This window comes from Paenibacillus nanchangensis (assembly GCF_046543445.1).
Lineage (GTDB): Bacteria > Bacillota > Bacilli > Paenibacillales > Paenibacillaceae > Paenibacillus_AQ > Paenibacillus_AQ nanchangensis.
The window spans coordinates 86805-109911 of sequence record NZ_JBHOFD010000019.1 but is presented as its reverse complement, the minus strand read 5'-3'; the positions used below and the strand labels follow the sequence as shown (position 1 = coordinate 109911).

Below are 23107 nucleotides of genomic sequence, written 5' to 3'. Positions count from 1 at the left end.
TAGACTTATTATGGGCGGAATTGGCGGATCTCATAACCTGCTAAGGCTTTCCTTGCACGGCAAAAGGGGCGTTTAACGGGGGAGAAGCGGCCGGATTTTTTTCGAGCGAACCTGCAAAAAAACGAGAAAAAAAGAGCAATCGGGACATCTTCCGCTGTTCGTCCGCCTAGTTTCCTCCATTTCAGATTGCGAACTTCGTAACAATATGTGGTATAGTTTAGAAGCTGCGATACACCATATATTGTGACAAATACGTTAAAAAACCGTTTGAAGGCCGATATACAGGGGTTATTGTAATTGACAGGATCCTTTTCTTCCGCTATTTGAGGGAAAGCGCTTGGCCGGAAGGAAGGATGCTGTGAGTTGCTTATACTCATCCTTTGCCTGAACATACAGTAAGACCTTTTTTATCATCAGCCTGCTGCATTGGTTTTTGAATTTCCGCTTATCACAGCGCTTTGTAAAAGCGGCGTGCTTCGGATCAGCATAGCTTATCCCGAGACATACCGCGAGCGGAGTTCCCCGAAAAGATGCAAAGGCTAATTATACTTACCGGGAGGTCGTTAGATTGAGCACCATGGAGAAAAAACAGCGTCTGGAAGGCTTGAGCGAAAAGATTTTTTTGGACCGTTACGCGTGGAAAGATGCCGACACGAATAACGCCAAGGTTGGCGATGTCGTTCTCGTTTTAACCAAAGACGATCCGAAGTTCCCGACCAAGGAAGTCGGCGAAATTGTCGAGCGGAACGGCCGTACGGTAACCGTCAAGACCCGCCGCGGCGAACTGGTTCAGTCCGAAGTGGAAAAGCTTACGCTGAACATCGAAAAAACGCCGGAAGAAATGTGGGACCGGCTGGCTTCGGCCATGGCTTCCGTCGAAAAAACGCCGGAGCTTCAGGAATTGTGGACAAAGCGGTTCCGCAGTATTTTGGATGACTGGAAACTGGTTCCAGGCGGACGGATCGCGGCAGGCGCGGGCGCAAGCGATGAACTGACGTTGTTTAACTGCTACGTGGTGCCGTCTCCCAAAGACAGCCGGGGCGGAATCATGGAGACGTTGTCCGAAATGACCGAAATTATGGCCAGAGGCGGCGGGGTCGGCATTAACCTGTCTTCGCTCCGTCCGAGACGTGCCGTAGTCAAAGGCGTAAACGGGTCTTCCAGCGGTGCAGTTTCCTGGGGCGGATTGTTCAGCTACACGACGGGTCTGATCGAACAGGGCGGAAGCCGCCGCGGCGCGCTGATGCTGATGATCAACGACTGGCACCCGGATGTGCTGGATTTTATCACCGTCAAACAGACGATGGGCCAAGTCACCAACGCGAACCTGTCCGTCTGCGTCAGCAACGACTTCATGAAGGCCGTCAAGGAAGACCTCGATTGGGTGCTTGTGTTCCCGGACACAACCGATCCTGACTACAACGAAGTGTGGGACGGCGATCTCGACAAATGGAAAGCGGCCGGCCGCAAGGTTATCCCTTACCGTACCGTCAAAGCGCGCGAAATCTGGCACACGATCATTGAGTCTGCCTGGAAATCGGCCGAGCCGGGTGTTGTATTCATGGAATATTACAACCAGATGTCGAACAGCTGGTATTTTAACCCGATTATTTGTACGAACCCTTGCGGCGAGCAGGGTCTGCCGGGCTGGGGCGTCTGCAACCTGTCGGCCGTCAACCTCTCCAAGTTCTATGACGAGGAGCGCCATGACGTGGCTTGGGAAGAGCTGGCTACAACGACACGTTACTCCGTCCGTTTCCTGGACAACGTCATCGACAAAACGCCTTACCACTTTGCGGAAAATGAAGCGAACCAGAAAAAGGAACGCCGCGTCGGTCTCGGAACGATGGGTCTGGCCGAGCTGATGATCAAGCTGAACATCCGTTACGGCAGCCCGGAATCGCTGGAGTTCCTTGATAAGCTGTACGGATTTATGGCCCGCGAAGCTTACCTGGCCTCGTCCGACATTGCGGGTGAAAAAGGGTCGTTCCAGGCGTTTGACGCCGAGAAATACCTGATGTCCGGCTTTATGAAAAATATGCTTGAGGTTTACCCGGAAGTGGGCGACGCCATCGAATCGCAGGGCATGCGCAACGTGACTGTCATCACCCAGGCGCCTACCGGCAGTACGGGAACGATGGTCGGCACGTCGACCGGGATCGAACCATACTTTGCCTTTAAATATTTCCGTCAAAGCCGGCTTGGCTTCGATGAGCAGTTTGTCCCGATTGCCCAGGAATGGCTGGAGTCGCATCCGGGCGAAGAGCTGCCGGAGTATTTTGTCACTTCGATGGACCTGTCCGCCAAAGATCATATCCGCGTACAGGCCGCCATCCAGCGCTGGGTAGACAGCTCGATTTCGAAGACGGCGAACTGTCCGTCCGACTTTACGGTGGAAGAAACAAAAGAGCTGTATGAGCTGGCGTTCGATCTGGGCTGCAAAGGCGTAACGATTTACCGTGACGGCAGCCGCGATACCCAGGTCCTGCAGACTGAGAAAAAAGAAGACAAAAAGGATGCGCCGCTGAACGATACCGCCGCCGCTTCCGGTGCCGAGCCGGCTGAAGCTCCGGCTGAAACCGCGGTACAAGCTGCTGCTCCGGCGGTGGTAAATGCTGCGTCGGCTCCAGCTTCCGCTTCCGGCAAACAGCAGTACAAAAAACGCCCGCAGGTGCTGCGAGGCGCAACCTATAAAATCAATACGCCGTTTGGAATGGCGTATATTACGATCAACGACCTGAACGGCATCCCGGCCGAAATTTTCCTGAATGTCGGCAAAGCCGGTTCCGACGTCTTCGCTATGGCGGAAGCGCTGGGCCGTGTGTGCTCGCTGTTCCTGCGTTACGGTGACCACGGGGAGAAAGTGGAGCTGCTGATCAAGCACCTGAAAGGCATCGGCGGATCGGGCGCAATCGGCTTTGGCGCTAACCGTGTGGAATCGATCGCGGACGCCGTCGCCAAGGCGCTGGAAACGCACGTGCAAAGCGGTGTGCATGACGACCATCATGACTCCGCGCCGATCGCGGCCACGTTGGAGCTGGAGGAAACCCCGGCGGCTGACCAGGGACATGGCGGCCATGCCGGCCATAATCATTCCGCCGCTTCCCGCGACCTGTGCCCGTCCTGCGGCACCGCTTCGCTGATCAACATTGAGGGCTGCAAAACCTGCGGCAACTGCGGGTACAGCCGGTGTGGGTAACCCACCAATATTGTGTGAGAAGGTATATAATTTGATATTTACAAAGAAACAAAAAACGGACTCCTGATATAAGGGGTCCGTTTTTTAATATCACCTTATTAATAAATGAACAAGATAATATCAATCACTGTTTGTGTGGTAGCTTCGTCTTGACTCAATCCAGCCTTTTTGTATAAATTTATGCCCTCTTGAAAGAATAGGGTGGTGATTCTTTTTAATATAGGCGTGTATTCCAAATCAAAGAGGGACTGGAACTGGAACCACCACCACCTCTGTAATATCCTTTAACATAAGTACCGTTGCTTCGGTAATATCCATGAACGTATGTACGTGCATCAACTACACTCACAGATAAAATATTAACAAGCGGAAGTAACAATAACAGCGTGACTAATGTAGTGAGAAAAAAAATTCTCTTTTTCAACATGACTCTGCTCCTAAATTTTCAGCGAAGTTACTAGGTATATATTGCCATAAGGAAGGGTCAACATATAGAAATCTTTAGGAACAAAACCTCGGCGTTGACAAACGCATAAGTTAGTCCTTTTCCCGGTTACGCAGCATAAAAACACTAGCTAAATCAAATAGCCATAAAAAAAGCTGCCGATACGTTCTCGACAGCTGGAGACTGCTGAATATTTAGCAGTCTTTTTTTATTTTAAATGATTGGTTTCCGGTAACATCTTATCCTCTACTTCTATTATAACGCTGTCAGAGGATGATTTATAGACTGTTTTTCGGCCATGGCTTGCCGTATACTGTTACACGCAAGTCTAAAAACATAAGGGATGTGGTTATATGGATGACAAAAACAATGTCTTGGATCCTGGACCGTTTTTTCATGGTACAAAAGCAGAATTGAAAATTGGAGACCTGCTTGAACCGTTGTACTTATCCAATTATCAGGATAAAAAGTCTAACCACATCTATTTTACCGGAACATTAAACGCTGCAAAATGGGGTGCTGAATTAGCAAGATCTGATGCAAAAGAAAGAATTTATATTGTAGAACCTTTAGGCGAATTTGAAAATGATCCGAATTTGACCGATAAAAGATTTCCTGGAAACCCAACACGTTCATACAGATCTAAATTCCCCTTAAAAATAGTTGCAGAATTAGGTTCCTGGGAAAGGCATTCTGATGAAGAAATCAATCATATGCTTGAGTCTTTAAAAAAGTTAACTGAAGAAGGAAAAAATGTTATCTACGATTGATTCCTGCTACGATGACAAATTCAGGACAAGCATGATAACCAATCAAATGAAGAAGTAGCTGAACAGTGAAGTTATAGCAATCAATTTTGACGCTCCCCGAAATGAGGAGCGTTTTTTTATTACGGCTTTAGCCAGTTGAGTGCGTGAAACGCGCGAAACAAAAAACCACCCGCTATGCGGGTGGAGGGATCTAGGGTTTGACCAACAAGACCATTCCAATAAAATTGAGATGTTCAGGCTCAATAGTGAAAGGAATGGTCTTAGATGGCAAACAAGAGCTATAGTTTAGCTCACACGAAGTGGATGTGCAAATACCATATCGTGTTCACCCCGAAGTATAGACGGAAAGAGATCTACAATCAAGTAAGGAAAGACTTAATCGAGATATTCAAACGCTTATGTAAATACAAGGGAGTGGAGATTATAGAAGGTCACATGATGCCAGACCATGTACATAGGTTGGTGGCAATACCTCCAAAGATTTCCGTATCATCCTTCATGGGATATCTAAAGGGAAAAAGTTCGCTCATGATATTTGAGAAGCATGCTAGCTTGAAGTATAAATATGGCAATCGAAAATTTGGGGCGGAGGGGTACTACGTCAGCACTGTGGGCCTGAATGAGGCCACCGTCGCTAAGTATATACGTGAGCAGGAAGCACATGACCAAGCAATGGAGATAAATTGAGTGTAAAAGAGTACGAAGATCCATTTAACAGAACCAGTAGCAAAAAGAAGTAAACCAGTTTAACTGGTAAGTGAAAGAGACAAACAACACTGAGCCTGAACAATTTTATGGTCAGGCTAGCGTCTTTAGGCGCAGTTTGGCAACAGGGGGTTATACCCCAAGAGCAAACCACCCGTTGGACGGGTGGTTCTGATTATTTAACCTGTCGTTTGATTAGATCAGACTCATAGGTAAGGGAAGGCGGTTACACACCTCAAACGAATTACCTAATCCGTAATGTTTCCGCACCAGCGAGTGATTCCTTCGTTTATTGTTTGCATTGGATTCGGATCGGATAGAGGAATCGCCCAGGCAATATGTCCATCCGGCCGAATAAGCGCCGTGTGGACGTCGTTCCAATCCGCGTCGGCCTCAGCCAAAGAGGCATGCACAACTTGGAGATTGCTATACGTTTCCCATTGGCCGCTATTTTGTTCATTTGAATGGAAAAGCAGCAGAAGAAAGGTACCTTTGTGCAGGAGCGGGTAGGAGTTAATCCATTGCCCGTCTTTCAGCTTTAAGCCGAGATCCTTGAACCGCTTCCCATTTAAAGGGTGGGAAGGCGCTTCGGCGTCGGGAGCATAATGTACATCAATTGCGGAAATTTGTGCAGCGATTTGATAATTAGCCTCTGGTATTTGAATCAGATTAGCCAGCATGCTTCGCAGTTCTGTGATGGGAGGAGTCGCGTCCAGAAGCAGGGTTTGAACCTCGGTATTCCGGAGCAAGGCCGTATTCCATGGGAAACGTTCGGTATGATAACTGTCCAATAGCCAGTCCGGAGCCCAGCCTTTAATTGCTCCCGCAAGCTTCCAGCCTAAGTTCATCGCTTCTTGTAATCCGACGTTCATTCCCTGCCCGCCAGCGGGAAAATGAATGTGCGCCGAATCTCCCGCCAAAAACAAGCGACCCTTCCGATAGCGTCCCGCTTGCCGCGTAGCATTTCCGAAACGGGACATCCATTTCACATCGTTTAATCCCAGGTCGCTTCCGGTCGTACGGATGATCGATGAACGAAATTCTTCCAATGTAACGGTCTCATCCTTAGAGATGTTACGTCTCTCCATGTCGATAATTAAGATCCGGTACATATGATCATTGACCGGCATGATGCTGACCAAACCTTTTTCTGTAATCCGGGATAGGACACTCATAGGAGCCAACTCAGATAGAACGGCATCCCCCAGGATAGCCGTGAAGGTCGCGTCTGTGCCTTCAAAGGAGATATTGGCATGTTTGCGAACCAAACTTCTGGCTCCGTCCGTACCTACCACATAAGCAGATCTTAACGTTGTTTCCCCATTAGGTCCGGCGATCTTAACGTCTACCCCATCCTCATCCTGATGCACAGATAGAGCCTCAACCTCTCTCCAGACCTCTGCGCCAAGGCTAAGCGTCCGTTCCTCGAGCACCTTCTCCGTTTCACTCTGCGGTAAAAAGAGAGTGTAATTGGAGGAAGAATCCAACACCGAGAAATCTAAAGGTGTCTCTAATCCGGCAAAATGTCCTCTCGAAAGTAAGCGGCCTTTACTGATTAATTGTGATTTCACTCCACGCATATCTAATATTTCAAGGGTTCGTGGATGTACGGTAAGCGCACGTGAATATGGGGTTGTCTCTTTTAATCGCTCAATGACGCAGACCTTTACACCGGCTAATGCCAACTCTCCAGCCAACATCATCCCGACAGGTCCGCCACCGATAAGGATGACTTCATAATTCATATAAATCACCTCTTTTCTTAAACATTATGGAAAGATCACGATAGCGTCTATTTCGATAAGCCATTCAGGATCGGCAAGTGCTTGAACGCCTATATAGGTACTTGCTGTCTTCGGCCAGTTAGATCCAAACACATGAGTTCCGGCGTCAAAAATAATCGAAATCAATTCGGGGTTATGGTTTACCACAAAAATATTCATTTTTGCAATGTACAGGGGTTCCGCTTGTGCGGCTTCTAATGCGTGCTTTAGATTGGTGAACACTGTGCGTAATAGTCCCCTGAACCGACCAATGCGCCTGTTTCATCTACAGCAACCTGACCTGAGATGAAGGCCAGTTTAGAGGCAGTAGTTACCACAACATGAGAAATAACAGATGTAACCCTATCCGTCAAAGTCTTCGGGTTCACGATTTCCATAGGCAGATATGCACCTCCTCATTAATTATTGTTTCGTTGGAATCTTTTTTATTACTTGTAGAAAAAAAGAAGTGACAAAAATTATATTTATATATAGTTTCACATGAAACAATAATAGTGTACTTGGTCGCTCTTTATCCTGTCAACCCCATTCACAATATGAGTATGCACGTTTGTTTCTCAGAAAACAATCTATGATATAATAAAACAAATAAGTCGGGGAGCCACCATAATCATGGATACTGCCAGTAAGAACAAAACCGCCATTCATGAATTTTACGTTCAGTTTCTTGAACAAAAAGAGCAGTATGAAACTCGAATATCCGCCACATACCTGGAGCATATCCAGAAGCATATTGAATCAGAATTCAGCTTGAACATGACGGAACTGCACACCATTGCGTGCATCGGAGAGCAGGAGCCGATCAATGTCACTTCCATTGCGGAAAGGATGAATTTAAGCAAAGGAAATACCTCCAAGATCGCAAATAAATTACTAAAAGCAGGTTGGGTGCGAAAAGCCCAGCTCAACGATAACAAAAAGGAAGTGTATTTTCGGCTGACACCTGTCGGCAAAAAGCTATTTGCTGCTCATCATGAGCTTCATGAGAAGGAAAGGCTAAGAATGTACGAATTTTTAGAAAGATACAGCGAACGCGAGCTTGAATTTATCAAACGGCTGTTTGGAGATATGGTTGACTTCTATCGCTAACACGACTATGTCTGAGAGGATATTATATAGGTTGGCGATATGTACGAAAGCAAAAAGGCATCCAGGACCAATCCGGATGCTTTTTTGCTTTGTTCGGATGTTACAGAGACTAACAGCAAGGAAAACCTGTTCATGGTAGTTAAGCTTTTATCACTTCCGTATCTCCGTTTGCTATTACTCCCGCTCTTCGTCTCCGTACACCCGGATTTCAATTAGCTCAGCGTGGCGGCTGCCGTTCGTTTCCTCTATGACAAGACGCAGTGAGGAGGTGCGGACAGGCTGCTCCAGCACATGGACGGCTTTACGGCGGCGGTTGTCCGTGCCTTCGGCCACGGGGATCCAGTTTTCCCCAACTAGCGCCTCCAGCCGGTAGGATTTCACCAGCTCCGGCATGACCCGGAACGGGGTTCGGTGGTGGTGCAGATTCACCAGATCTTCATTGACATCGTCATTAAAAACAAGCTGCACCTGCGCCACCGTCTGTGCCTCCTCCCAGTCGAGGCGCAGCCATTCCGCCTGACCGGGAAGCATCGGCGCGGACAACCACATGTTTGGACCGCCGTACGGGCGTCGGTAGCCGTTAACAGCTTGGCGGGGCAGATAAGCTTCGCTCGGGTTCCCGAGCCGGAAGCAGAACGGCCGCCGGCTTTCGCCCCGCATCTGCCATTCCATTACCTTCTGGTCCGGCTGGAGATCGCCAAAGTCGCGCGATTGGCCGGCGCCGTTATTACGGAAAAACACCAGCACGCCGCCTGCCGCCTCGTCCGAGCGGTGCAGCGATATCGCCGGATTCGCCTTCACGATGATAAAAGCGTTCTGAGGGCTTTGGGGTGTCCACTGCAGATCGAAGGACACCCACTGGCGTTCGCCGGGCACTACGTTGGCTTCCGTTGTTGCTTGCAGGCGATGCGGCACGTAGTTTTCCGGCCGCCCCGTATCCCAAAGCTCCAGCTGGACGGCTGTGGTGTCCGCGGCGTCAAGCAGCAGCTCGAACCTGTCCAGCGCCGGGTTTACCGGCAGCAGCAGGGCGGCGTCCGCCTCCAGCCGGTACGTCCCGGCGGAGACCTCGCGCGCCGGCTTCGTCCAGGCGCTGGAGGCGCTGACGTCCGCGCGCGGGGCCAGGTCGCGTTCGTCCTCGCTGCGCAGCCCGATGATGGAAGCGTCTGCGCGCAGCAGCGTCTGCTTCAGCAGCCTAAGCCGTTCGCCGTGCAGCTGGCGCGGCGTCAGCCCGGTCGCTGCACACAGCGCCGCACCTGTGCCGGCCGCTTCGCCGAGGCAGGCGCAGGTCGCCATCACGCGTGTTGTGCCGAAGGCGACGTGGGAGGCACTGATGTTCCGGCCGGCCATCAGCATGTTGCGCACATTGGCGGAATACAGCGAGCGGAACGGTACATGATATACGCCGTCGGAATGCCAATGCTTGGAGCCGCTTGCTTCGGCATACATGCCCTGCGGCGGATGCAGGTCGATGGACCAGCCGCCAAAAGCAACGGCATCGGGGAAATCACGCTGCCCGATAATGTCGTTCTGGTTCAGCACGTAATCGCCGGTAAAACGGCGGTATTCGCGTTTGCCGGGCAGAGAGCCCACCCATTCCAGGGTCATGTTGGCGGCGTCGAATTTGCCGGAATTTTTGATATAATCCCAAATGCCGTAAATAACCGACCACAGTTCACTGCGGATCATTTCATTGTCGTGCACCGTGTCGTGTTCGCCGCCCCATTCAATCCACCAGTAATGACAGCCGGAGTCTCCGCTGCGAATGACACGCCGGAGCGGGATCGACGTCTGCGTAATATCCTTGGCGAAGGATGGCGGCACAAAAGCTACCGGCTCCCCTGCGTCTTTCGTATAGAACAGCAGCGTGCTGCCGAGCGTAATGGAATCGGCAATCTCCGGCGCCCATTCCTCGCCGAAACGGGACCGGGCTTCCCGGCCCAGCATAAACTCGGCGCCGGCCAGAAATCCGACCAGCCCGTCGCCCGTGCAGTCAATAAACATGCGGCCTTCAAACGTGATGAGCCGTTCCGAACCCATCATCCAGCCGGTGACGGAGCGGATCATCCGGTCTTCTTTTGGCCCGTCGGCCTGTACCTCGTGTACGTCGGTGTTTAAATACAGCGTAATATTGGGTTCTGCCATGACCGCTTCAAGCAAAACCAGATCCCAAATATACGGATTGCCTTCCGGATTGCGGTACTGGTTCTCCACGAACAACTCGCCCATGATGCCTGTCTCGCGGGCATAACGGTTGGTTCCATGCGCCGTTGCCCCGCAGACCCATACACGTACCTCGCTGCTGGAATTGCCGCCAAGAACCGGGCGGTTCTGCACCAGCGCTACTTTGCTCCCTTGCCGGGCTGCGGCGATTGCCGCACAAATGCCCGCCAGTCCTCCTCCAATAACCGTTACGTCGGAAATCACTTGTTCACGCTTCATGTTATGGACACTCCCCGAATGATTTTGTTGACAGCTGAACGTATATACGCTGCTCAAGCGTTATCCTCAATTTCATCATAGCTGGTGTAAAAACTTTTAAAAATGCATTATTATATCATTATCCATATACTTTATTTCAATTTATGGGTGAGAGGGCCCTTGCAGTTGCCCGCCTATACATAGGCAAGCAGATGTGGTGCTACGCACCATCAATGCGCTGGTAAGCAGATGGTGCGTCAGCCCGTCTATGTGCAAGCAAGCAGATGTGGCGGAACAGGCCCGTCAAATTCCAGGCAAGCCGCACCATCCGGGTGCGGCCGATCCGGTCCACCCAGTAGCCAGTCACCAGCGAAGGAAGATACATTGCACAGACATGCAGGGCGATGACTCATCCGACAGAGGGTCATCGGCACCGGCGGTGAAGATGGCGAATATGGAAACAGGAGGAGAGCGTGTGAAGCTGCTTAACCATATTTACTGGCAGCGTAAAACCCGGTTTGCGCTGGAGGTTGATCTGTACGACAGCTGGGTTGCTTTTGCGGTGGAGGAAGGGGAGTTCCAGTATAAGCTTGGCGGAGAAGAAGCGGAAGAAGGCGGGGAAAGCCAAAGAGGGAGCGGCACCGCGGGCCCCGGCGACATCGTGTTGTGCCCGCCGGGCATCGCGTTCGCCAGGAAAACGGTGACGCCGCTAACCTTCCATTACATGCAGTTTAGCGAATGGAATCCGGATTGCTGGGACGAATCCGGCGAGTCTGCGGCGGGCATTGGGCCGCTTCACATGGCCGATCGGGAAAAAACGCCGGCCCCCTGTACTGCCGCGCTGCCGCCTTCGGACTTTTGCGGCAAATATCGTCTTCTTGACCAGAAACGGCTGTTCGCAGATTTCGCTTATTTGCGCTTTTATGCCGAAGACAGCAGTGAATCGGCCCGGCGCTGGAAAAAGCATCTGCTGCGCGACATGCTGGAGCTGCTGGTACTGGAGAAGAGCGCGCAGCAGGAAGCGCTTAGGCGAGGCGTAATAAAGGACGACGCGCTTATGATGGAAGCGGCGGCGAAAATCGCCTCGGGCTCCGCCGGGTCTTTCAGCCTGCGGGACCTGGCGGACGGACTGGGACTCAGTCCGGTCCAGCTGACGCGCCGTTTCAGGCAGGCGCATGGACAGACGCCGTCCGACTATCTGCAGGCGCTAAGATTGGAGCGGGCGAGGATGATGCTCCGCGACACGGAGATGACACTGGCCGAAATCGCCGAGGCAGTTGGATACGACAATGGCTTCTATTTAAGCCGGGTATTTACGCGGACGTTTGGCATTACCCCCTCCGCCTTTCGGAAGAGTCACCACGTGTAGGGATAACAACGGCCCTAACTTGAATCTAAACCAAAAAACCAGCCGCCGGTTGAGTTCCATGCGGCTGGTTCGAATTCCAGGCAACTGGTTGAATTCCATGCGGCTGGTTCGATTCCAGGCAGCTGGTTGAGTTCTATGCGATTTGTTTGGCAGTCCGAGAGGCAGCGGAGTATTGCTTCATCTCGGGTTGCAGTCATCTCGGGTTGCAGTTCATTTCGGATTAGGAACAAAATCTCCCCCGCGGCACCGCTTCAGATAATGCAAAGCATGGACTTGGCCGGTCATTTCCAGCTCATCCTTATACACCGGGTCATGCCATCCCTCGATATCAATGGTTCCTTGATAACCCGCCTGGCGCAAAATTGTAATCACGTCCGTCCAATTGGTATCGCCAAAGCCCGGCGTACGATGCCACACAAACGGCCCGGGTCCATGGATGCCTTGCTCCCGAATGATGTCCCAAGCAATGGTGGCATCCTTGCCATGGACATGGAATACTTTGTTCACCCACTTGCGGAGCTGCGGGATCGGCTCAATCAGATTCACCATCTGATGGCAGGGCTCCCACTCCAGGCCGATGTTGTCGGCTGGCACGGCATTAAACATCTTTTCCCACGCCAGCGGGTTGTGGGCAATATTCCAGTCTCCAGACTGCCATGTTCCTCCCATATCGCAATTTTCAAAAGCAAGCCGTACACCCCGGTCTGCCGCTCTTTTTGCCAATTCGCCAAAGATTTCCGCAAACCGGGGAATGGATTCATCAATGGACAAGTCTGTAAGTCTGCCGGTGAATCCTGTTACAAGATTGGCGCCGAAGAGATGCGCATGATCAATCAATCTCTCCCAGCTGGCTACGGTATCTGCATTATCGCCGGTCCCTGTGAGCGGGTTGCCAAACACACTCAACGCAGAAATTACGATATCCTGGTCTCCAATGGCCTCTCTTACCCGCTCCGCAGTATCTGCCAAGTCAAGTTCACCCGTCGTTTGCCAAAAACTTAAGTTAAAGGACTCGAAACCATGCTCCTTGATCTGGGGAATGTTCCGTACCGCATCGCGCCCCTCAACAATTGTTCCAACCCGGATTCCTGTATGCTTCCCGTACACGCCTCACACACTCCTATCTTCCGCGTAATTGAACTGACACAATGAGTATAACCGCATCCCATCCAACAAGGATATACACAATCTATAAAACTTATGTAGCTTAGGCGCATTGATTGTGCCTGTATTGCCGGCTGATGAGGCCAGCTGTGGAGGCCGTTTATAACTATCTATCGAAAATGTTTGTTTTTATCATAATGCCAAGGTCTGAAGTGTAAATTATAGCGATAGTTTTCGATGGATATTTGAATTGTTGGTGAAAGTTACGCGGACTTATAATGAAGCAAAAGGCCGGTCAACGGGCGGTTTGGAGGATTTACGATGAAATTGAAAGTGGTCGTATACCGCATCTCTAATGAAAAAAAAGAAACGACGTCCTGCAAACTCCATTTGTATGAGCTTAAGGATCACAGCGGTCTTACGGTAGACAGCCACAAGGTGGTCGTGTACTGCGGCGGGGAATATGAATTTGAGCTGGAGCCGGGTGAATACGGCATTGAATGTTATAAAGGACCTTTATACACGCCAGTGGAAAAAAAAGTGAGACTAGGCGGCGAGGACACCGCGGTAGAAATTGGTTTAGAGCAGCTCATCGACACGAGAAGACTTGGCCTCTATTCCTTTGATGCCCATTCCCACGTCTCCCGGAATCTGCAGTCGGCCAACGGAAACTTAAAAAATGCTTCGATCATCATGAAGGGGGAAGACTTCGATTTCTTTTTTGCCGGTTCCCCGTATGATCTGGAAACCCATCTGCTGGATCAGAACGGGCAGCAGCCACAAACCAAAAGATCTTACCGGGAGCAGTTCTCCGAAATTCTTGAGGAGGTGAACGACGGCAGCTTCATTCTGGATATCGGCAACGAAATCGTAAAATGCCGGTACGGGCATATGTTTATGATGAATTACAATCAGCAGCCCCCGTTCAGCAAGTATTATGACCGGTCATGGGATCCATGGCTGTTTACCAAAGCCGGGGCGGAACCGGCATACGAGATCGCCTACCCTTACGAAGCGCTGGCAAAGGAAAGAGGGGAGAACTCTGTTGCGGTCGCCGCCCATCCTACAAGCTGGTGGTACCATAACGGAGAGTTTATTACCAACATTGCCGCTTCCTTGGGATTTGATATTTTGGCCGGAGCGGTTGACGCGATGGTGATCATGGGTTACGACAGCGACCGTCTCCCTTACCAGCGGCTTTGGTACGATGCGCTGAACAACGGTTATTTTTTGCCGGGGGTTGCGGAAAGCGATCATACCTTCGACTCCACACGCAGGAAACATCTGAAGTTTAAAACCTACACCTATGCCGACGAATTCAGTATTGATGCCTTATGTAAGGCCGTCAAGGCAGGCAGAAACATGGTGACCTCAGGGCCGATTCTTCAGCTAAAAGTAAACGGCCAGCTTCCGGGAACGGTGTTCAGCTACAAAGAAAATGAGAATTTTAGGATACAGGTTGAAACCTTCCGCTGCTATCAAGCGTCTCTTAGTAAAATCCAGCTCATCGTCAACGGTGAGATTTGGAAAGAGGTTCCAGTGAATGCGGACCAGTATGAGCTGGAAGACCAGATCACCGTCAATCAGGACAGCTATATTCTGGTAAAATGTTATGATTTTGCGGGCAATATTGCCATCACAAATCCGGTGTACATAAGAAACACCCCATTTGCGAACCGGGATTTCAAATGCGAGCTTCGCGTAACCGTTACCAAGGACGGTCATCCTGCAACCGGATCGTTTTGGCTGGACGAGACGGGGGACAAGACGGCGTTTTCGGGGGACATTCACTGCCGGATCCATCCAGCCGCCGCAGTGAACGTTGAGGTTGGCGGAACGGTGAAGACGCTGAAATTGTTTGAAATGGACGAACTGCAGCGTATTTTTAAACATTTGTACTTTGGCTATTTTAATCAGGACAACCGGTATGCCACTGGTGATGTGCCGGCTGCCTGCTTTGAGCTTGCGCGCATCAGGGAACTGTTAAGCCACCCTGAGCTCCATCTTTCCTTCTAATCTAGCGAGTTCCCTATTTTATTTTATATCCCGTTTATGTTCTTTTGCTATAGTGGTGCATGACCCGGTATCCGCAGCATTCTACAACAAATGACGAATGTAAGGGATGGTAATGTACATGGTAAAGTTATTGATTGTAGAAGACAACGATTTTGAGCGAAATGCATTGCAGAATTATATAGACTGGGATATTTTGGGCATCCGGCAGGTGGAAACGGCGTTTAACGGGCTCGACGGCATGGAAAAGGCAAGGGTTCTGATGCCCGACATTATCATTAGCGATGTCAAAATGCCGGGCATGAACGGGCTTGAGATGGCCAAAAACATTACCCGTTTCTGCCCGGATGCCAAATTTATTTTTTCCAGCGGACATGAAGAAGTTGGCCTGATTCAGGAAGCGATGGAGGTAAGAGCATACAGCTATTTGATCAAGCCGCTAAAACAGGAGGAGCTGATTGCGGTCATCAAAAAAATCACCTCCATTCTGGTGGACGAGAAGTTGTCCAGTCTGGAGAAAAACAAAATCATCGCGCAATTTCAGCAGCATCTTCCCTTTCTGCAGTCCCGTTTTCTTGAGGAATTGATCCTATCGGGGACAAAAGCGGAGGATGCCAAAACCTTATCCGTCCGGGCCAATGAGCTGAAGCTGAGAATGATCGGCATGTATCAGCTGGCTTTAATCGAGTTTGATTTTGGCGCGGAATCCGATATTTTTCACCGTTCTGAGCTGCTCAATGTGGTTTTGTATCATCTGCAGAGCTCGGGCAGCGGCAGGAATGTGATTTTTATCAAAAGCCCGGGCAATGGGGTGATCGCGCTGCTGCATACGTTAGTGAAGGAGGACAAGGAAGGCACGGAGACCGTTAACGGAATAGAAGCAGAACTTAAGGCCATGTCCGTAGACCATCCATTCCAATACATCATCGGGGTTAGCGAGCTGTTCCAGAATCCCGAAGAGCTGAACAGGGCTTACAAGCAAGCCATTCAGGTGACAAGCCGGAAGATTCAGCTGGGTTTCGGCCATATTGTCCATTACAGCGAATGTAAAGAGGTTTTTGCCGCAGTATCCGAACCGGAGCCTATCGATTTGAAGTCAGCCGTTTCCCGGATCATCAGCCTTGTTTGCGAGGGGGAAAGCTGCGAGCAGGAACTTAATCAACTGGTCAACGGCATGCTGACTGATCCGGGCAGCAGCATGGATGACATACGGAGCTGGTTAATCTTTTTGTTTTCCAGTTTGTCCATGCAGCTGACGGGTGTCGGGGAAAGTGTGGAGAAAATGGCTGAAGAAGAAACCGTCATCTATAAACAGATCATCCATGCCCGGACCATCCCGGAAATGCTCGAGTACGCGGGCAAAATTTTAAATGCCATCTCCGCGTATATGGACAGAAAAAAGCTGAACAAAGATGATTACATCATCAAAGAGATTCTGCATATTTTGAACCATGACTACCAGAAACCGATTACATTAACGTATCTTTCGGACAGGGTCTATTTGAGTCCCAACTATTTAAGGATTTTGTTTAAGGAAAAAATGAATATCAGCATTCAAGAATATCTAACCAACCTGCGTATATGCAAAGCCAAAGAACTGCTTAAGCAGACCAAACACAAGGTGCATGAGATCGGTGAAATGGTGGGATATGAGAACAGCACTTATTTTAATATTGTGTTCAAGAATTACATTCAGATGACACCAAAGGAATACAGAAAGAAGTTCAGGTGAAAGGCCTATGCCAAAATCCTAATGGAGCGTACAAGATGATGAAAGCTATCGGAATTTTTCGCTTGAAGAAAAAGGATTTTAAATTCTTTCACATTATACTGGTCTTCAATATCCTGGTTCCGCTGATTTGTTCGGTAACGATCAGTTCGATTATTTACAGTAAATTAAATCAGACGCTGGATGCCCAGAATAAAGAGTTCATGCATTACGCTGCCTCCCAGGCGCTGAACGGCATCGAAAATATCATGAAAAACTGCGAACTGACGGCCAAAAACATTTATTCCGACAGCACGGTGTCCGCGCTTTTTCAGGGCAAATATCACGGGGATGTGGACTATACGCTGTTCACCCGGTTTATGAGCATCAACAGTATTTTCGAGAATTACAGCACAACCAATAACGATATAAAAAGCATTGTTCTGTACAAAATCGACCCCATGCTGATTACGGACGGCAAAAATGTCAGGGCTATTGAGAGCTTTAAGCGGCAGGATTTGATGAAAAAGGCCATTGAAGCCCGGGGAAAAGATGTCTGGGTTACCTACGACGAGGACGGCGAAGGGACCAAAATTGTGCTGCTGAAGTATATCAACGTGAATCTGCCGGGAGGCGTCTTGGCGATCGAAATGAACCAGGAGAGATTAAGCAGCCTGTATAAAGGCGAAGAAAACGTGAAATACCTGCTGTATGTGCTGAGCGGGGGAGAAGCGGTCTTCAGCTCCAATCCGCAGGTCCGCATTGGAAGAACCGCGCTGAATACAGTGCTGCTGCAGGCTGAGAAGGCTGAACAGGACAGAACCTTGTCCAAGCTGAAGCAGGGAGATGACTTTTATTATTTTAATAATGGAGCCATTAACGACGCCTTATCCATTGTTGTGCTGTATGACGCTTACGAGCTGGAAAAGGAGAAGCGGTCCGTTGCGAAGTATGTATGGGCGTGTACATGCTTTTTTGTGCTGATTGGCGTACTGCTGGCTGTTGTATTCTCTACGAGGTTTGCCCGCAACATCGAACAGCTGGTCAACAAAATGAAACATATCGAAAAAGGAAACCTGCGGATAAAGCCGGACCGCAACCGGGTCCGCGAAATTTCCGCTTTGGATCAAACTTTATGCAGTATGGCGCTCACGATCGAAGATCTTACGGAGAACATCGCCCGGACAGAACGGCAGAAGGCGGAAAGCGAAATCAAATACTTGCAGAAGCAGATGAATCCGCATTTTCTGTACAACCTGCTGTCGGCGGTCAAATGGATCGCATTTCACAAACAGGAGCACAAAATCGCCGGAATCATCGATCTGTTAAGCGACTTTTATAAGATGGTCCTCAGCCAAGGCAAAGAGATCATCCCGCTCCGTTCCGAAATCAAGCTGATTGAAAATTACGCAGCACTGCAAAATTTATGCCACAGTAACGAGATTGCACTTACGGTCCGGTCCGGCACGGAGCATGAACACCTGCCCCTCTGCAAAATGACGATCCAGCCGTTTATTGAAAACAGTATTGTACACGGAAAAGTTCATGGGAAAATCCTGCATATTACGGTGGATGTACGCCAAGAGGGAGACCGGTATGTCATTACGATCACGGACGACGGAATGGGGGTGAATTCAAGCTTCATTGAGTATATCGGCAATCTGAACAAAGGGGAGCTGCCGGCCCGCACGATGGGGTATGGCGTCACCAACACCTTTATGCGCCTCAGGCTGCTGTACGGAGACGCCGGCATCCGAGTGTACCCGGCCAGCCCGGGCACCGTTGTTGAAATTTCTTTTTCCGTTTCGGACAGACCAAGGCTGGAAGCCTGACTGCAGGCAGCTCCTTTTGGCAGGGTTTTTCCAGGGGTTCGACGTATCCCGGAAGTTCCCTGCTTTTTTACTGCTTGCAGGAGCAGCGGTTAAGGCCGGGCGCCCTAGTGAAGTTTTGATTTTTAATTAAAATGTTTGTTTTTATCCTTCTTTTACTGAACGAATTGAAACAGTTAGCTATACCATTCGATAAATCCTTAAATTGAATTGAACGGCACCGGACCGGATAATTGAAGTAAGAAAGGTGGCGGTGAATGCAGAAACGGACAGCAAACAGAGGATTATCATTGGACAGGAGGCGGGGCATGAAACCCGGATTTGACACACACGGCATCTTGAAAAAAGCGAAAAGACAGAAGGTTCATCTGCTGCTGTTATTGCCTTTCCTGGTGTTTATCATCATCTTCAAATATACGCCGATGTATGGCGCTCTGCTTGCTTTCAGAGAATTTTCGTACAGAACGCCTTTTGGCGGAGAATGGGTGGGGCTTCACTATTTCAAGTCATTTTTCACAAGTCCCGACTTTTCCGTAGTGATCCGCAACACGCTTGTAATCAGTTCGCTTAGTCTGGTTTTCTCTACCCTTGCGGCTATCGTCTTCGCCATTCTGATCTGCGAAGTGAAAAACGCTGTTTTTAAAAAAATGGTGCAGACCGTTTCCTACCTGCCGCATTTTATTTCCTGGGTTGTGGTGGCGGGCATGGCGATGACGATTTTCTCCATCGATGAGCTGGCGCCGGTCAATTCCCTGCTGCTGAATCTGGGCCTAGTCGATGAGCCTATTAATTTCCTGGGGGACGCGGGCTCATTCTGGCCCTTGGTGACAGCGCTTAACGTCTGGAAAAACGTGGGCTGGAATTCGATTATTTATATTGCGGCTATTACCTCAATCGACAAACAGCTGTATGAATCCGCGGTAATTGACGGAGCGGGCAAGTTCAAACAAATTATTCATATTACGATACCTACCATTATGCCTACCATCATTTTGTTGTTCACCTTTGGTGTAGGTTACATATTAAATGCGGGTTTGGATCAGCAGCTGTTTCTGCAAAACCCGATGAACATCAGCCGTTCCGAGGTGCTGGACACCTATGTGCTGAAATACGGCCTGCAGCAGGCGGCATTTTCGTACGGAGCAGCCGTTGGATTGTTTAAAAGCGTAGTCGGCATCGTGCTGATTGTTCTCTGCAATTTCGCCTGCAGAAAGTTTTTAAAAATGGGCATTTTTTAATGATTCGTCAGCAGCCGGCAAAGGGGGGATTTGATGAAACCAACCAGGGGAGAACGATTGTTTTACGTCTTTAACAACCTGTTTTTGCTGCTGATCGGATTTCTGGCGGCGTTTCCATTCTGGAACATCTTTGTTGTTTCCTTTAATGATGGCAGAGACGCGATGAGAGGCAGCATCTATTTTTGGCCCAGAAAGTTTTCGCTGGAAGCCTACGGCGCCATATTTAATGAAAGCAATCTGGTGCATGCCACCTACATCAGCATATCGAGAACGCTGCTGGGCACCCTTGTCGGACTTATCTGTACCGCGATTCTCGCTTATCTGTTATCCAACCGGGACCTGATCTTCAGAAGAGCGATTTTGTTTTTCTTTATCTTCACCATGTATTTCTCAGGCGGCCTGATTCCGGAGTTCATGCTTATCAAAAATCTTCATTTGTACAACAACTTTCTTGTGTATATCATCCCAAGCGCCATCAGTGTCTGGAATGTTATGGTCATGCGGCAGTTTTTCGAGGATCTTCCGGCCTCCTTGGCGGAGTCCGCCAGAATTGACGGGGCATCGGAGCTCAGAACGCTGAGAAGCATCATCCTCCCGATGTCGACGCCCGTGCTCGCAACCATTGCGCTGATGATTGGCGTTCAACAGTGGACCACGTGGTTCGATACGTACATGTTTACTTCAGGATCACAGGATTTGGCCACCCTGCAGGGCGTTCTCGTTAAGATTCTGATGGAAACCCAGATCCAGTCAACAGACCCGGCGCAAGCGGCCCGAATGGAGCAGGCCGGTACGATCCTCACGCCCGAAGTAATTAAGATGGCGACCATTACCATCACCACCGTTCCTATCATTTTGATCTATCCATTTTTGCAGCGATATTTTGTTGGCGGACTTACGGTAGGTGCCGTTAAAGGATGAATCTCAATATCCGATGGAAGGGAAGAAACCCATGAAGAGGATCACAAATGTCAAAAGTATTGCCGCCGCCCTGATGATCGTTTCGGTTCTGCTCAGCGCCTGTACAGGTAACAACGGTGCAGCAAACGGCACAAATAATAGCACGAACACAGGCACGAATACAGGTAACGCGGGCCAGCCAGCAACCGGAGCAAACAAGCCGGTGGTATTGTCCATCGTGAACACAGCCGGAGGTACACCGAGTTTCCCTACGGGAGACCCGTTCTGGGAAGAAAATCCGGTAGCCAAAGCGCTGGAGGAGAAGCTTAACATCAAGCTGAAGTGGGACGTCTACTCCGGCAACGGCAAAGACAAGCTGAATGTGGTTCTTGCGAGCGGAGAGTACCCCGATATCATCATGCTGTCCGATCCTTCCAAAGTTATCGCCGATAAAATTGCCATTCCGCTTAACGATTTAATGGATCAATACGGTCCGGATCTGAAGAAAAAATACGGGGCAGCGCTGAACATGCTGAAACAAAGCGACGGCAACATCTACCATCTGACCAACTCTTATTTGCCGGAAGGAGCTACGCCTCCAGGATACGGCTACAGTCTGCAGGTGAGAAAGGACCTCTACGAAGCGCTGGGATCGCCCAAGCTGGAAACGTCAGATGACGTATACAACTATCTGAAGCTGGTGAAGGAGAAATACCCGAAGACTCCCGACGGCCAAACCTTGTATCCGCTGAGCGGGTTTAACCGGAACTGGGGATCGCCTTATTATGGCATGATCGCCATGGCCGGATCGCCGGCCGATTCCAAGCTTTATATCGGAGCGGACGATACGGTTCAATATTGGCCTAAGGCGCCTTGGGCCAAGGAAGTGCTCAAGTTCTATAACAAGCTGTACCGTGAAGGGCTGATTGATCCCGAAGCGTTTTCCCAGGATTACGCCACATGGCAGAAATCCAAGCTGTATCCCGCAAGAGTCGCGGCTCATATCGGCGGGTGGAACCAGACGTATGACGTTTTGAAGACGTATACCGACGCCAAACTGCCGAATGCGGAGAACATGTATTTTCAAAATGTCGTCTTTACATTCCCGAGCGGCGATAAACCGGCATTGTTTTCTGTAAGCAAAAAAGGAATCGGCGCGCTGATTATCACTGACAAATGTAAAAATCCCGAAGCGGCGATGAAGCTCCTTAATTACCTGGCTACCGAGGAGGGGAACTTCCTGGCCATGAACGGACCGGAAGGCATCCAATGGGAGATGGCGGACGGCAAGCCGGCGCTGAAGCAAGCTTATCTCGACAGATGGCTGGCCGGCGAGCAGCAGGTGAACATTGAAAAAGAAACCGGCATGGGCCATTACGCCAGACTTGTTGGCTCGGACCTTGGCAAAACAAGCTGGGGGACTTACTGGATTCTGAAGGATGACCCGGTTGCGATCAACAATACAAGAGCGCAGCAAAGAGACGAGGCGCTTGGCCAATATTGGTATGACTCCACAACGATTGACGATCTGATGGCTGGAGCCGATACGGACACCTTGGCTAAGCAGCAGGCTGTGGACAAAAGGCTGTATGACAATGCATTTTCGGTGATCCTGGCCAAGACGGAAGCGGAATTTGAAGCGGAATTTGAGAAGTTTGTCAAAGACTTGGATGCCGCTGGCGCCGTTCAAGTTGAGGAATACATGACGAAGATGCATAAGCAATACGAGGAGCAGCTGGCGGGCAAGTGATGACGGGAAAATGACGGCCGTGCCGGAACAGGCAATGGGTGGAGGGAGCAGCTTCATTCATTGCCTTTTTTATGGGCAGCAGGATCTATTTTAAAAAGGGGGAGAGGAATGCATGAAATTAACTTTAATCCGGCATGGACACATGGCGGGCGATCCTTATATCTGTCCCGAACAGCCGGTTCAAGGCTGCTTGTCAGAAGACTGCGGGGTAATGCAGGCCGAGGCGACCGCCGAAGCGCTGAAGCAGGTGAAGTTCGACATTGCCCTGTCCTCTCCGTATGGAAGGGCGCTGCAGACCGCGGAAATTGTCATGGCCGGGAGGGGGCTGGATATCCGGATATTGCCCTATCTGTATGAGTGGATGCCGAACCGGGAGCTGGAGAAGGTGCCGAGCACCGTGTTTGAAGAAATGCAGCGTCAGGCTGGGGACGCCTATGCCGAGGAGACCTGGAAGACGGAAATGGGTGAAGGCTATTACGATATGTGCGCAAGAATCATCCCTCCGTTTCTGAAGGATTTGAGCGGGCTTGGCATTCACAGCCGGATGGGCGGTTTTGTGCCGGAAGAACATGCCAGAGAGCTGTCTGTAGCAGTGTTCGGACATGGAGGATCGCTGGGCGTGCTGCTGAATTTTTTGCTGGGCGTCCGGCCGTTTCCGGTGGGCAGCTTTACGTTTGAGCATACAGGCGTTGCGGTCCTTTCTTTTACGGAGCGAAAAGGCATTTATTATCCGCAGCTGACCGTCCCGGCGCTTCATAAAATCGGCCTCTGAACATGAGGACATAA

General features: G+C 50.0%; 17 protein-coding genes and 1 pseudogene. 12 read left to right on the top strand and 6 right to left on the bottom strand.

Going from position 1 to position 23107, the window contains the following annotated elements; translation table 11 throughout:
• The first annotated feature begins 577 nt into the window (after window positions 1-577).
• The 3 genes and pseudogenes from ACE6ED_RS16460 to tnpA all read left to right on the top strand — a co-directional run bounded on the left by ACE6ED_RS16460 (window position 578) and on the right by tnpA (window position 5154).
• Entirely contained in the window at window positions 578-3199 is a 2622-nt protein-coding gene (locus ACE6ED_RS16460) for an adenosylcobalamin-dependent ribonucleoside-diphosphate reductase (RefSeq protein ID WP_410828313.1), read from the top strand.
• 798 nt (window positions 3200-3997) lie between these two features.
• A complete protein-coding gene (gene arr, locus ACE6ED_RS16455) occupies window positions 3998-4414 on the top strand; it encodes an NAD(+)--rifampin ADP-ribosyltransferase (protein WP_410828284.1) in 417 nt (138 codons plus the stop codon).
• 264 nt (window positions 4415-4678) lie between these two features.
• Window positions 4679-5154 (top strand): annotated as a pseudogene (gene tnpA / locus ACE6ED_RS16450) (IS200/IS605 family transposase).
• Between the two features lie 213 nt (window positions 5155-5367).
• Here the strand turns inward: tnpA and ACE6ED_RS16445 are convergent.
• The 3 genes from ACE6ED_RS16445 to ACE6ED_RS16435 are packed head-to-tail and all read right to left on the bottom strand — an operon-like array spanning window position 5368 to window position 7280.
• Window positions 5368-6864, bottom strand: a complete 1497-nt coding sequence (locus ACE6ED_RS16445; protein ID WP_410828283.1) for a monooxygenase — start codon at window positions 6862-6864, stop codon at window positions 5368-5370.
• A gap of 24 nt (window positions 6865-6888) precedes the next feature.
• The gene (locus ACE6ED_RS16440) at window positions 6889-7125 is read right to left on the bottom strand and encodes a RidA family protein (RefSeq protein WP_410828282.1); all 237 of its coding nucleotides are present in this window, start codon (window positions 7123-7125) and stop codon (window positions 6889-6891) included.
• Entirely contained in the window at window positions 7110-7280 is a 171-nt protein-coding gene (locus tag ACE6ED_RS16435) for a hypothetical protein (protein ID WP_410828281.1), read from the bottom strand. The genes ACE6ED_RS16440 and ACE6ED_RS16435 overlap by 16 nt, the downstream gene beginning before the upstream one ends.
• Window positions 7281-7515: 235 nt before the next feature.
• Between ACE6ED_RS16435 and ACE6ED_RS16430 the strand changes: the two genes are divergently transcribed.
• Window positions 7516-7992 (top strand): MarR family transcriptional regulator, encoded by a 477-nt coding sequence (locus ACE6ED_RS16430; protein WP_410828280.1) that lies wholly within the window; start codon window positions 7516-7518, stop codon window positions 7990-7992.
• Window positions 7993-8166: 174 nt separating this feature from the next.
• On the opposite strand, the gene ACE6ED_RS16425 is transcribed toward ACE6ED_RS16430, so the two are convergent.
• Window positions 8167-10431, bottom strand: coding sequence for an FAD-dependent oxidoreductase (locus tag ACE6ED_RS16425; protein ID WP_410828279.1), 2265 nt, complete (start codon window positions 10429-10431; stop codon window positions 8167-8169).
• A 199-nt stretch (window positions 10432-10630) separates the two neighbouring features.
• Window positions 10631-10795: a hypothetical protein gene (locus ACE6ED_RS16420; protein WP_410828278.1), complete on the bottom strand. Its 165-nt coding sequence runs from the start codon at window positions 10793-10795 to the stop codon at window positions 10631-10633.
• 90 nt (window positions 10796-10885) lie between these two features.
• Here ACE6ED_RS16420 and ACE6ED_RS16415 point away from each other — a divergent pair, with 90 nt between their 5' ends.
• Window positions 10886-11779 (top strand): AraC family transcriptional regulator, encoded by an 894-nt coding sequence (locus ACE6ED_RS16415; protein WP_410828277.1) that lies wholly within the window; start codon window positions 10886-10888, stop codon window positions 11777-11779.
• A 210-nt stretch (window positions 11780-11989) separates the two neighbouring features.
• Here ACE6ED_RS16415 and ACE6ED_RS16410 read toward each other — a convergent pair whose 3' ends face one another.
• On the bottom strand, window positions 11990-12886 hold the full coding sequence (locus ACE6ED_RS16410) for a sugar phosphate isomerase/epimerase family protein (RefSeq protein WP_410828276.1): 897 nt from the start codon (window positions 12884-12886) through the stop codon (window positions 11990-11992).
• 318 nt (window positions 12887-13204) lie between these two features.
• Between ACE6ED_RS16410 and ACE6ED_RS16405 the strand changes: the two genes are divergently transcribed.
• From ACE6ED_RS16405 to ACE6ED_RS16375, 7 genes are all read left to right on the top strand, one after another.
• Window positions 13205-14899, top strand: a complete 1695-nt coding sequence (locus ACE6ED_RS16405) for a CehA/McbA family metallohydrolase (protein WP_410828275.1) — start codon at window positions 13205-13207, stop codon at window positions 14897-14899.
• Window positions 14900-15017: 118 nt separating this feature from the next.
• A complete protein-coding gene (locus ACE6ED_RS16400; protein WP_410828274.1) occupies window positions 15018-16628 on the top strand; it encodes a response regulator in 1611 nt (536 codons plus the stop codon).
• Window positions 16629-16663: 35 nt separating this feature from the next.
• Window positions 16664-18436 (top strand): sensor histidine kinase, encoded by a 1773-nt coding sequence (locus ACE6ED_RS16395; RefSeq protein WP_410828273.1) that lies wholly within the window; start codon window positions 16664-16666, stop codon window positions 18434-18436.
• Window positions 18437-18741: 305 nt separating this feature from the next.
• Entirely contained in the window at window positions 18742-19671 is a 930-nt protein-coding gene (locus tag ACE6ED_RS16390) for an ABC transporter permease (RefSeq protein ID WP_410828272.1), read from the top strand.
• 33 nt (window positions 19672-19704) lie between these two features.
• Window positions 19705-20592 carry a carbohydrate ABC transporter permease gene (locus ACE6ED_RS16385; RefSeq protein ID WP_410828271.1) on the top strand — a complete coding sequence of 296 codons (888 nt, stop codon included), beginning with the start codon at window positions 19705-19707 and terminating at the stop codon, window positions 20590-20592.
• Window positions 20593-20623: 31 nt separating this feature from the next.
• Complete coding sequence (locus ACE6ED_RS16380) at window positions 20624-22321, top strand: type 2 periplasmic-binding domain-containing protein (RefSeq protein ID WP_410828270.1); 1698 nt, start codon at window positions 20624-20626, stop codon at window positions 22319-22321.
• A 112-nt stretch (window positions 22322-22433) separates the two neighbouring features.
• Window positions 22434-23093, top strand: a complete 660-nt coding sequence (locus ACE6ED_RS16375; RefSeq protein ID WP_410828269.1) for a histidine phosphatase family protein — start codon at window positions 22434-22436, stop codon at window positions 23091-23093.
• Window positions 23094-23107 lie beyond the last annotated feature (14 nt).

Coding starts and splice junctions, on each gene's coding strand:
- ACE6ED_RS16420 (WP_410828278.1), bottom strand. CDS start 10,795: ATGTATCTTCCTTCGCTGGTGACTGGCTACTGGGTGGACCGGATCGGC.
- ACE6ED_RS16380 (WP_410828270.1), top strand. CDS start 20,624: ATGAAGAGGATCACAAATGTCAAAAGTATTGCCGCCGCCCTGATGATC.
- ACE6ED_RS16445 (WP_410828283.1), bottom strand. CDS start 6,864: ATGAATTATGAAGTCATCCTTATCGGTGGCGGACCTGTCGGGATGATG.
- ACE6ED_RS16375 (WP_410828269.1), top strand. CDS start 22,434: ATGAAATTAACTTTAATCCGGCATGGACACATGGCGGGCGATCCTTAT.
- ACE6ED_RS16405 (WP_410828275.1), top strand. CDS start 13,205: ATGAAATTGAAAGTGGTCGTATACCGCATCTCTAATGAAAAAAAAGAA.
- ACE6ED_RS16430 (WP_410828280.1), top strand. CDS start 7,516: ATGGATACTGCCAGTAAGAACAAAACCGCCATTCATGAATTTTACGTT.
- ACE6ED_RS16385 (WP_410828271.1), top strand. CDS start 19,705: ATGAAACCAACCAGGGGAGAACGATTGTTTTACGTCTTTAACAACCTG.
- ACE6ED_RS16435 (WP_410828281.1), bottom strand. CDS start 7,280: ATGGAAATCGTGAACCCGAAGACTTTGACGGATAGGGTTACATCTGTT.
- ACE6ED_RS16395 (WP_410828273.1), top strand. CDS start 16,664: ATGATGAAAGCTATCGGAATTTTTCGCTTGAAGAAAAAGGATTTTAAA.
- arr (WP_410828284.1), top strand. CDS start 3,998: ATGGATGACAAAAACAATGTCTTGGATCCTGGACCGTTTTTTCATGGT.
- ACE6ED_RS16400 (WP_410828274.1), top strand. CDS start 15,018: ATGGTAAAGTTATTGATTGTAGAAGACAACGATTTTGAGCGAAATGCA.
- ACE6ED_RS16425 (WP_410828279.1), bottom strand. CDS start 10,431: ATGAAGCGTGAACAAGTGATTTCCGACGTAACGGTTATTGGAGGAGGA.
- ACE6ED_RS16460 (WP_410828313.1), top strand. CDS start 578: ATGGAGAAAAAACAGCGTCTGGAAGGCTTGAGCGAAAAGATTTTTTTG.
- ACE6ED_RS16390 (WP_410828272.1), top strand. CDS start 18,742: ATGAAACCCGGATTTGACACACACGGCATCTTGAAAAAAGCGAAAAGA.